The 10,693-nt window shown below is 56.7% G+C and carries 10 protein-coding genes; 3 read left to right on the forward strand and 7 right to left on the reverse strand.

Annotated elements, in window-relative coordinates:
• Positions 1-37 precede the first annotated feature (37 nt).
• The gene (locus ACSZO1_RS20140; RefSeq protein WP_437615833.1) at positions 38-343 is read left to right on the forward strand and encodes a hypothetical protein; all 306 of its coding nucleotides are present in this window, start codon (positions 38-40) and stop codon (positions 341-343) included.
• 77 nt (positions 344-420) lie between these two features.
• On the opposite strand, the gene ACSZO1_RS20145 is transcribed toward ACSZO1_RS20140, so the two are convergent.
• Complete coding sequence (locus ACSZO1_RS20145) at positions 421-1,485, reverse strand: SDR family oxidoreductase (protein ID WP_437615835.1); 1,065 nt, start codon at positions 1,483-1,485, stop codon at positions 421-423.
• Between the two features lie 101 nt (positions 1,486-1,586).
• Here ACSZO1_RS20145 and ACSZO1_RS20150 point away from each other — a divergent pair, with 101 nt between their 5' ends.
• Positions 1,587-2,489, forward strand: a complete 903-nt coding sequence (locus tag ACSZO1_RS20150; protein ID WP_437615837.1) for a LysR family transcriptional regulator — start codon at positions 1,587-1,589, stop codon at positions 2,487-2,489.
• On the opposite strand, the gene ACSZO1_RS20155 is transcribed toward ACSZO1_RS20150, so the two are convergent.
• Both ACSZO1_RS20155 and ACSZO1_RS20160 read right to left on the reverse strand, forming a co-directional pair.
• Positions 2,490-3,662: an MFS transporter gene (locus ACSZO1_RS20155; RefSeq protein ID WP_437615839.1), complete on the reverse strand. Its 1,173-nt coding sequence runs from the start codon at positions 3,660-3,662 to the stop codon at positions 2,490-2,492.
• Positions 3,659-4,840: a serine hydrolase domain-containing protein gene (locus ACSZO1_RS20160; RefSeq protein WP_437615841.1), complete on the reverse strand. Its 1,182-nt coding sequence runs from the start codon at positions 4,838-4,840 to the stop codon at positions 3,659-3,661. Before ACSZO1_RS20160 ends, ACSZO1_RS20155 begins: the two co-directional genes overlap by 4 nt.
• A gap of 112 nt (positions 4,841-4,952) precedes the next feature.
• Between ACSZO1_RS20160 and ACSZO1_RS20165 the strand changes: the two genes are divergently transcribed.
• Positions 4,953-5,846, forward strand: a complete 894-nt coding sequence (locus ACSZO1_RS20165; protein WP_437615851.1) for a LysR family transcriptional regulator — start codon at positions 4,953-4,955, stop codon at positions 5,844-5,846.
• A 6-nt stretch (positions 5,847-5,852) separates the two neighbouring features.
• Here ACSZO1_RS20165 and ACSZO1_RS20170 read toward each other — a convergent pair whose 3' ends face one another.
• The 4 genes from ACSZO1_RS20170 to ACSZO1_RS20185 form a co-directional block, all read right to left on the reverse strand.
• Positions 5,853-6,167: a DMT family transporter gene (locus tag ACSZO1_RS20170; RefSeq protein WP_437615843.1), complete on the reverse strand. Its 315-nt coding sequence runs from the start codon at positions 6,165-6,167 to the stop codon at positions 5,853-5,855.
• Positions 6,168-6,355: 188 nt separating this feature from the next.
• Positions 6,356-7,426, reverse strand: a complete 1,071-nt coding sequence (locus ACSZO1_RS20175; RefSeq protein ID WP_437615845.1) for an ABC transporter ATP-binding protein — start codon at positions 7,424-7,426, stop codon at positions 6,356-6,358.
• Entirely contained in the window at positions 7,419-9,188 is a 1,770-nt protein-coding gene (locus tag ACSZO1_RS20180) for an ABC transporter permease (RefSeq protein WP_437615847.1), read from the reverse strand. Before ACSZO1_RS20180 ends, ACSZO1_RS20175 begins: the two co-directional genes overlap by 8 nt.
• An 88-nt stretch (positions 9,189-9,276) precedes the next feature.
• Positions 9,277-10,365: an ABC transporter substrate-binding protein gene (locus ACSZO1_RS20185; RefSeq protein WP_437615849.1), complete on the reverse strand. Its 1,089-nt coding sequence runs from the start codon at positions 10,363-10,365 to the stop codon at positions 9,277-9,279.
• Between the last annotated feature and the right edge of the window lie 328 nt (positions 10,366-10,693).

Raw genomic sequence — 10,693 nt, forward strand, 5'->3', positions numbered from 1 at the left:
TCGGTAGTTAACCCTTCCTCCTACACTCTCCACAATCATGTCCGAGCGTTGCACTTATTATCTGAATTCGCGGCTGACAGATAAATATGGCTATGATTTTTCCTGTACTTATGTCGCGCTGACTGAAACAGAAGCCGCAGAACAGATCTCGCTGATCAGCAACAATATTGCCGAAGGCTTTAATGGCGATCTGGCACATGACGAAGTCAAACAAGTGGCCTTGCTGCCACTGGCAGAGGCGAGAAAGCAGTTAAACAGCAAAGTCGACGTCGCCGAGCGCTATGAGGAGCGCGCTTATCAGTCCAGAGAGTGGTGGGATTTAATTCTGAATAAGATTAAGTAGCCGGTCACCGTCATAAGGGTTGCAGTGTACCGCAATAACGGTGGCCGGATACGCCAGCCACCATAACAGGCTATCGGTCAGGGAATAATATTTTCTGCCTTCAGCCGATCAAACAGCTGGCTGAAACTGTCCAGCGTGGATCGGTATCCGCTAAAGCCCGCTTTTCGGCTTTTACTCATATCCGTGAACGCTTCCATTGGCCGTCCCAGGTCGGCATCGGTATGCCACCATGACACCAGTTTGCTGATATCGGCTTCGCGTAGCTGATACTTGCCGACAACCTGTTGCCAGCGCGCCGCCGCCTCTGCCATACGCCCGTCCAGCGGCATCATCTGCGCCGGATAGTCTGCCGCTTCAATACCAAAGTAAGCGGCAATTCGCGGCCACAACCAGTTCCAGCGGAAGACATCGCCATTAACGGTATTAAAATCCTGATTCGCAGCAGTTGCCGAGGTGGCCGCCCAGTGGAGCTGTTCTGCCAGCAGGCTGGCGTCGGTCACATCAGAGACACCCTGCCACTGCTGTGGTGAACCCGGGAAGATAAACGGCCAGCCCATTTCCCGGCACAGCGTGGCATATACCGCCAGCGTCTGCCCCATGTTCATCGCATTGCCCAGCGCATAGCCAACAATGGTGTGTGGACGATGGACGCTCCAGCGATAAGCGTATTTCTCCGCCCCCGCAAAAACTTCATCTTCCTGGGCATAATAGAAGTTGTCCACGGGCTGGCGTCCCTGCTCCTCACGAAACGGCGTGACAGGAACGTTCCCTTTGCCGTAGGCCTCGAAGGGGCCGAGGTAGTGCTTCAGCCCGGTGACCAGCGCCACATGTGCGCCCTGCAGACGCTCGCCCAGCGCATCAATCACATTCTTCACCATCGCGCCATTGACACGAATATTGGCTTTCTCATTCTCCTGACGCGCCCAGACGCTGAAAAACAGCGCATCCGGTTTGTACTCTGTCAGAGCGGCGCGCACGGCAGCCGCATCGGTCAGGTCGGCAGTCAGGCTGCTGCACCCTTCAGGGATCGCGCCACGCCCGCGGGAAAGTCCGGTCACCTGCCAGCCTTCAGCCTGCAGCTTCTCTGCCAGTGCACGGCCAATCACACCACTGATACCGACAATCAGCGCTTGTTTTTGCATCGGTTAATCTCCTCTGTTTGCATTCCTGACAGAGTAATGGAGAATATAATTCATATCTCTGGTAAAAATTCACAGCATTCTCAACCTGGATTCATCAATCAATGCATGATCAACGTCTGAAGGATATTGTTCCTTTTGTCGCCAGCGTGGAAAGCGGCAGCTTTACCGCTGCCGCGGAACGGCTGCATGTCACCGGCTCCGCCATCAGCAAGAGCGTCAGCCGGCTGGAGGCGCGGCTGGGGTCGCGCTTACTGGAACGCACCACCCGCAGCCTGCAACTGACCGACGCGGGTCAGGCCTGGTATCAGACCTGCGTGCGTATCATGGAGGAGCTGGCGGAAGCCGAGTCCGTGCTGGCGGCACAGCGTATTATTCCGTCAGGCCGCCTGCGCCTGACGGTGCCCAGCACCTTTGGTCAGCGCATTGTGATGCCTGCGCTGATCCCCTTCTGCCAGCAGCATCCTGAGCTGGAACTCAGTGTCACCTTCACGGATCGCTTTATCGATCTGTTCGATGATGGCATCGATGTGGCGGTACGGATTGGCGGGTCGACGGACCGGCCTGCCTCGCTGGGCTGTCGCCAGATGGGGCGTGAACGCATGGTGTTTTGCGCCTCGCCGGACTATCTGGCAAAAGCCGGGACGCCACAAAATGAGCATGAGCTGCTGCAGCATCCGGCCATCCTGTACGAACGCATCGATGGCAGCACGAAACCCTGGCTGCTGATGACCGAAGATGGTCATCCGGTATGGCGTAACATGCCACACCGGATGGCGCTGGGTGATGTCGATGCGAAGGTACAAGCCGTCTGTGGCGGACTGGGTATCGCGCAGATGCCCACCTGGCTGATTCGCGAGCAACTGAGCCGTGGCGAACTGCAGGTGATTCTGCCGCAGTGGCAGCCAGAGGGACTGCCGCTGACGCTGGTCTGGCCGCGCCGCAAGCAGCTATTACCCAAGGTGGATGCGCTGTTGAATGCGCTGAGCGGCCTAGAAATTGGCTGATCAGCTCGCTGTACCCAGCAGGCCATAGTGCCTGCTACGCCAGATCGCGAGCAATCCTGCCAGCAGCAACACCAGCATCGCGGGAACCAGCGCCCCTGCCTCGGTATGGCTCAGCAGCACGCCGCCTGCCATCCCGCCGCCGCCAATCGCCAGATTCCAGACCGTGACCAGCATCGACTGCGCGGTATCAGCGGATTGCCCGGCATGGTTCATTAACGCCGTCTGCAACAGTGATGGCGCACCGCCAAATGCCAGCCCCCACAGCGCGACTGCCAGCCACAGCAACAGTGGCGTCTGTGCCGCAAACACCAGCAACATTGCGGCCAGCAGAAAGAGCAGCAGGCAGAGCGACATCAGCAATTTCAGATAGCGATCAATCAGCGCTCCGGTCACTGCAATACTGAACAGCGAAAACACACCAAACAGCAGCAGTACGGCGCTGGTTTGCGAGGCCATTCCCACCCGCAGCAGAAACGGCGAGATATAGGTGTAGAGAATGTTATGCGCCAGCACGGAACACAGCACGACAAACAGCACGGTACGCACCCCCGGCAACACCAGGACCTCACGCAGAGAACGCTGCTGCCTGCGCGGCTGCCCGGCAAAATCAGGCGCGGTCAGTCGTATCGCGAGCATCGCCAGACACGCCAGTACGCTCATAATGCCAAAACAGAGACGCCAGCCCGCGATATCACCCAGCCATGTTCCCGCAGGTACGCCTATCGACAGCGCCAGTGGCGTGCCTGCCATGGCAATAGCAACGGCTCTGCCCCTTTTACTGGCTGGCGCCATCTGCGCGGCATAACCTGCTGCAATCGCCCACAATCCCCCTGCCGCCACCCCGGCCAGAAACCGCGCTGCCAGCGTCAGCAGATAGTGAGCAGAGATTGCCGTGACAGCATTCGCCAGCGCAAAACCGGCCAGGGTGAAAATCATAATACGTCTGCGATGCCAGTGCTGTGTCAGCAACGTCAGCGGAATCGCCGTCAGCAGTGATCCCAGCGCATAAGCCGTAATGGTTTGTCCGGCAGCGGATGCACTGACCTGCAAATCTGCCGCCATCTGCGGCAGTAATCCTGCAGGCAACGCTTCCGTGACGATGGTGATAAATGCCGCCATGCTCAGCGTCAGCAAAGGCCAGACCGGCAGGCGTTCGGAGGCTACTGGCGTCATCCCCGCGCCTCCAGATCCGCATAGACGGCATCACGCAGCTCAGTAACAAACTGGCCTGACATCCCTTCATAAAGCGTATTGGTGAAGGCCACCACGCTCAGCTCACGTTGCGGATCGACAAACCAGGAGTGACCATACTCCCCGCCCCAGCGCCATGTGCCGGGCGACTCTGGCGAGTCAGCCAGCTGGCTGTCACGTAACAGCGAAAAGCCCAGCCCAAAGCCAAACCCCGGAGCCGCAGGCAGTTCAAATCCCGCCGCGTGATCGCGTACCATTTCCGCTATCAGCGGGCGCGGCAACAGCTGCTCATCATTGCGGCGCAGTGCTTCCAGCAGACGCAGCAGATCGCCTGCTGTTCCCACCATTCCCGCGCCACCGGAAGGCCAGGCGCAAGCATCAAATACCCGCTCCGGGCTGTAACGAATACCCACGGCACCGTCAAAAGGCGTCACAATCTCTCCCTCACGCAAGGGTCGTGGTCGCGGTGTGTCACTGACATAGGCAGTCACCACATTGCTGTCCCGGCTGGCGCTGAATCCGGTTGCCAGCATACCCAGTGGTGCCGTCACCAGAGCGCGGATAGCGCTATTCAGCGGCTGCTGAACCACTTTTTCCACTACCGCTCCCAGCACATCGCTAGCCAGTGAGTATCCCCAGCCATCGCCGGGCGGGTATAACAGCGGTGCGGAAGCAATACGACTGAGGTTTTCCGCCAGCGTCAGCGCTGAGTCATCCATGCCATCTGACACCCCCGCCCGCGCCAGCGGCCCCTGCTCATCAGCTTCGAGGAAACGATACCCCAGTCCGGCGGTATGGCTGAGTAGCTGACGGATGGTGATCGGCACGTCCCGCTGATCGGCAAGACGTGGACGAAACGCTGGCAGCCAGTGTGCCACTTCATCATCGAGCCGTAATTTACCCTGCGCCACCAGCACCAGCGCCGCCACGGACACAATCGGCTTACTGACGGATGCCAGGCGGAACACCCCATCAACGGTCATTGGCCGCTGGCTTTCCCGATCGGCATACCCCGCCGCCTGACAGTGAAAAATCTCACCACGGTGCGCGGCGATTACCACGGCCCCCACCAGCCGCTGCTGCGCTAACGCGCGATCGACAGCCGCCTGAATCTGTACGGCGCCCTTAACTTCACTGCTCTGTTTAATGGAATGGTGCATCGTAATCCCCTGTTGTCTGCTCTGTCAGCACGATAACGGAAGGCGCCATTCGGGAAAAAGTAGGGTATATTTCCCTTTACTGCGGAATTTATTGTCCGCAATGGAGGTGGTTCTGGAAAGTCTGAACAGAGTTGTGGTGTTTGTGCAGGTGGCGGAAACGCGCAGCTTTGTGGCGGCGGGACGGTTGCTGGGTATCTCGGCATCTGCCGTGGGGAAAAGTATTGCGCGCATGGAAGAGAGGCTGGGCGTCAGGCTGTTTCACCGCAGCACGCGCAGCATTACGCTCACCGCAGAAGGCAATCTGTTTCTGCAACGCTGCCGTCGCATCCTCAGCGAAATCGAAGCCGCTGAAAGCGAACTGACCGAGTCAGCCGCCGTCCCACGCGGCAAACTGCATATCAGCCTGCCACTGGTCAGTGGCCTGGTCCTGCCGGTACTTGGCGACTTTATGCAGCAGTATCCGCAGGTGGAACTCGACCTCGATTTCAGTGACCGGATGGTCGATGTGATTGGTGAAGGTTATGACGCCGTGGTCAGAACCGGCATACCGGCGGATTCCCGCCTGTCCGCGCGTAAGCTGGGGGATTTCCGCTCATTGCTGGTGGCATCGCCCGCGTATCTGGCGCGCCAGGGCACGCCTGTTACGCCTGAAGATTTACGTCAGCATATCTGTATGCACTACCGCTTCCCGCACAGCGGAAAGCTGGAAGAGTGGTCATTCCGCGATCGGACGGTAAACGATCTGCCGCAGTCGATGATCTGCAACAACATCGAAACCCGCGTGTGCTTTGCCCTGAAAGGGCTGGGGATCGCGTATCTGCCCGATTTTGCAGTCAACACACTGCTGGCGGAGGGCAAACTGTGCGAGATATTGCCTGATTTTGTCGAGCGCCACGGCGTATTTCATATCCTGTGGCCAGCCAGTAAACATCCTTCCCCGAAGGTGCGGGCGCTGATTGATTTTCTCTGTGCGCGGGTTTTCCAGCCAGCGTCAGTAACTGAATGACACGACCTATGAAGCAAGCTTCATCAGAACCAGCCCGGCGACAATCAGCACCGCGGCCATAATACGCAGCGGAGTGGCGGGTTCACCAAGGAAATAGAGCCCGGCGAGGAAAGATCCCACCGCCCCAATCCCGGTCCAGATGGTGTAGGCGGTGCCCAGTGGCAGAGAACGCATAGCGAAGGAGAGCAGCGCAAAGCTGGCGATCATACCCACCAGCGTGATAACGGCATACAGCGGCCGGGTAAACCCGTGCGACAGCTTTATGGTAAAGGCCCAAACCACTTCCAGCACGCCAGCGGCGATCAGCATAATCCAGGACATCAGGTAAACTCCTTGTTTTACCAGGTCGTCCCGGAAAAGGCCGCTCGCTATCCGGGTCGTCCCGGATACAGCCTGAAAATAATCACGCTGACAGGATAGTGATTTCAGCCACAGCGTCAAGCCGGGCATCGCACAGCCTTAATGCGGCCGGGGCAAGAATGGCGGCCCGCACAGTGAGCCGCCCGGTTTCAGCTTTTCGGGAAAATCCACAGATCGTTCGCGGGCAGGACAATATGGTAATGCTGTGCATCGCGCACCTCTTTGCCATACACGCGCAGAGCAAAATCGTCCCCCTGAGTGCGGAACAGATATTCCCAGCGATCGCCCAGATACATACTGGTCAGCAGCGGCAGTTCAAACGAATTATCCGTCGGCCCGTCGCTCAGATGCAGACGTTCAACACGGATCACTGCAGTGCCATCCTGCCCGGCAGTTACGCCTTCCCCGGCGCGGCCCCACAGTACCCAGTTCGCGCCCTCGATGCGAGCCTTGCCGTCGGTCACCTCTGTCACCCGGCCATGCAGCCGGTTATTACTGCCCATAAACTCGGCGGCAAACAGCGTGGAAGGCGTGCCATACATCTCCTGTGGTGTGCCCTGCTGTTCTATGACGCCGTTGTTCAGCAGCAGGATGCGATCCGAGATCGCCATCGCTTCGTTCTGATCGTGCGTCACCATCAGCGCAGACAACCCCAGATTAATAATCAGCTCGCGCAGGAATACCCGCGCCTCTTCACGCAGCTTGGCATCAAGGTTAGACAGCGGCTCATCGAGCAGAATCACGGGCGGGTTGTAGACCAGCGCACGGCCAATCGCCACACGCTGTTGCTGTCCGCCGGAAAGCTGATGCGGATGGCGTTTTGCCAGATGCCCCAGCCCCAGCTGGTCAAGCACCGCCTGCACCCGCTGGCTGATGTCAGCGGATGACACTTTGCGTAATTTCAGCGGGTAGGCGACGTTTTCGAACACCGTTTTATGCGGCCACAAGGCGTAAGACTGAAACACCAGCCCGAGATTGCGCTCTTCCGCCGGGATCTCACTGCGCGGAGTGCCATCGTAGACAATGTTGCTGCCGATGGTGATGCGTCCCTGACTCGGTTTTTCCAGCCCGGCCACCGCACGCAGTAAGGTGGTTTTTCCGCTGCCTGACGGGCCAAGCAGCGATACCACCTCGCCCTTTTTCAGCTGCATTGATACGCCTTTCAGCACCGGGTTGTCGCCGTAGGTGAGATGCAGATTTTCTACCGATAATTCAGTCATGTAATTTCACTCCAAAGCGCAGTGCCACACCGAGGCCAACGACCACCAGAAGGATGTTAATGAAGGACATAGCAGCCACGATATCAATGGCGCCTGCGGCCCACAGGGAAACCAGCATCGAACCGATGGTTTCAGTACCCGGCGAAAGCAGATACACCCCGGTGGAATATTCACGCTCGAAAATCAGAAACATCAGCAGCCAGGAACCAATCAGGCCGTAACGCGAAAGTGGCACCGTGACATGGCGGGTCACCTGTCCTGGCGTCGCTCCCGTGCTCCTCGCCGCCTCTTCCAGCTCCGGACCAACCTGCAACAGCGTCGACGAGATCAACCGCAGGCCGTAGGCCATCCACACCACGGTGTAGGCCAGCCAGACGCTGAAAATGGTATTACGCAGTGAGCGCAGCCAGACGATAAAATTTTCCCGCAGCCATTCAGCCATTGGCAGCGCTGACAGCCAGCCATTTTTCAGCGACTGATCCAGCCACATCGGAATAAACAGGAACACCCACAGAAACGCCAGCCCCGCCAGCAGCCCCGGCACCGCACGCGGAACCAGCACGCTGTAGTCGAGGAAACGCGTGGTATTGTCGTGCTTGCGGTGCATGGCAATGCCGACAAACAGATAACACACCACTGCCAGCGCCCCGCCGAACACGCCGATCGCCATCGAGTTCACGATAGCGCGCAGCAGGTTCGGCTGCTGCCAGATATTACGGAAGGTATCCAGCGACAGCTCATCCCAGAACGACACCCCGATACCCCAGTTGGAAATAAACGCACGCAGCACCACGCCAATCAATGGCACACCAATGGTGACAGTCAGCCAGGCGAACACCACAAAACCCGCCACCCAGCGCCATTTCCCCAGCGGCAACACGCGCGCCTGCGACACTTTGCCTTTCATGGTGACAAAGCGGTTCGCGGTACGCATCAACTGACGCTGCAGCATCACCAGCGGAATGGTAATGCAGATCAGCACCACGGCCACCGCCGCCATCAGATGATAAGAGGGGATACCCAGCTTGTTGGTCAGCTTATACAGGTAAGTGGCGAGCACCATATTGCCTTCCGGATCGCCCAGTACCAGCATCAGACCAAACACTTCCAGCCCGAGGAAAAACAGCAGCACGCTGGCATAGAGGATCGAGGGACGCACCATCGGCAGGCTGACTGCTGTCATCACCTGCAGCGGCGACGCACCCACTGTGCGCGCCGCTTCTTCCACATCAGAACCGACGCTGCGTAGCGCCGACGAGATATACAGATAAGCATGCGGCACATGCGTCAGACCGGCGATCACCACGATGCTTAACATCGAATAGATATTCCACGGCACAAAACCAATCAGTTGCTCAGCCCACTGAGAGAAAAAGCCGACCGGCCCCGCCGCCACCACATAACCAAAGCCCAGCACCATCGGTGAAACAAATATCGGCACCAGAATCAGCGGCTCAATAAGCCTGCGCCCGGGCAAATCGGTACGCACCATCAAAAAGGCGAGAATTCCGCCCAGTGGGATGGCAATGATCACCAGCCCGAATGCCAGAATAAATCCGGATTCCAGCGCATGATAGAAATCGGGATCGGTAAAAATAAACTCAAAAGCTTCGATGCTGAATTCTTTACTGCGGGAAAAAAACGGTGCTGAGAGAAAACTTTGGATAACGATAAATAACAGCGGGATATAAATAACCAGCGCGGTTATCAATACCACAATGCCACGCGGCAAACCCTGCCACTTTCTGCGCAAACTATTCATAGGTCATCCCTTTGGTCAGGTGCGTAATGCAAACCATCTGGGTGCTAAAAACAGTTGTGCGTCAACAGACGCACAACCGAAACTGTCGTTATTTGGCGGCGGCAGTACGCCATTGTTTAATAAAGTCCAGACGTTTTTTCGGCTCAAGATATTCCAGCAGCGATTCATCGACCGGAATCGGCTTCAGTGCGCTACCCAGCAATTTAGTCATGCCATCAATATCGTTTTTACCTTCAATATCATTGCGCAGAGAGGGAATATCGGACTGGTTGGCCAGAATGGTTTGGCCTTTTTCCGACAGGACATAGTCGAACCACAATTTCGCGGCATTATTGTGTTCCGCACCGTCACTGATAAATGACACACGTGACAGCACCAGCACATAATCTTTCGGATAGGAAATGCCCAGTGAAGGGTCGCCTTTTGCCCGCGCTTCAGCATAAGAACCGAGGATATTAAAACCAATAAAATTTTCCCCGGAGGAGACACGCTCCATCATCGTACCGGTCGATGACTGCACGGTCAGCCCGCCTTTTGCCACATCGGCAAGGGTTTTAAAATAGTCTTTATCGGCCTTGTAATCCTGCACGGCCAGCATAAAACCGAGTCCGGATTTTTCAATATCGTAGGTGGTGACTTTGCCTTTAAATTTATCCGTCTGACCGGCGATCAGTTTCGCCAGCGCGCTATGCGAGTCCGGCACATCACCCTGTGGAATCAGGCGTTTATTATAAATAAACACCACCGGTTCATAAGTGGTGCCATAAGCCTTCTGCTGCCAGACCGCCCATTTCGGCAGTTTATCCAGCTCCGGCGTGGCATATTCCGCAGCATACTCCGTCGCCAGTTTCAGCCCGGTATCCATGGAAGAGCTCCAGACTACGTCACCGCTGCCGCCACCCGACGCCTGTTCGCTGATATAACGGTTATACAGTTCGGTACTGTTCATATCGTTATATTCAACTTTAATGCCCGGATACTGTGCCTCAAACCCTTTAATCAGAGGCCCCGCCGCTTTAATATCCGTGGTTGAATAGACAACGACCTTGCCCTCTTTCGTGCCAGCATCAATCACTTTCTGATAATCCGCCGGATAGCCTTGTGGCACTGCCGCCAGCACAGAAGTGGAAAAGATCGTCGCCAGTGAGGCAGCTAACGCACCTGTTTTTTTATACATTTGCTCAACCCCTTGCCATGGTTTTTTAAACACAAAATTAACATATAGCGCGTCACTCGCCCGATGCAACGGAGCTGATTGTTTTTTTCGACTTTTGTGACGCTTATAGAATTAAAATAAAAAAGGCAGGGATCGGAATGCTTCACGCCAGGTTATGGTATTCGCCTGAAGAGAGCGTTAATGGTTAATACTTTCGTGGCGAAATCACAATTGTTCGTCAGTGGATGGCGGATTCAAGTTCGAAGTGCAATGCTAAGCCGCCTGTCTTAACTCTGCAAAGACCACTGAAGGCTGCCGGAACCCGAGGCATTTTCTTGGCCTGCTGTTC

Origin of the sequence: Erwinia sp. V71 (assembly GCF_965644245.1) — a bacterium.
GTDB lineage: Bacteria > Pseudomonadota > Gammaproteobacteria > Enterobacterales > Enterobacteriaceae > Erwinia.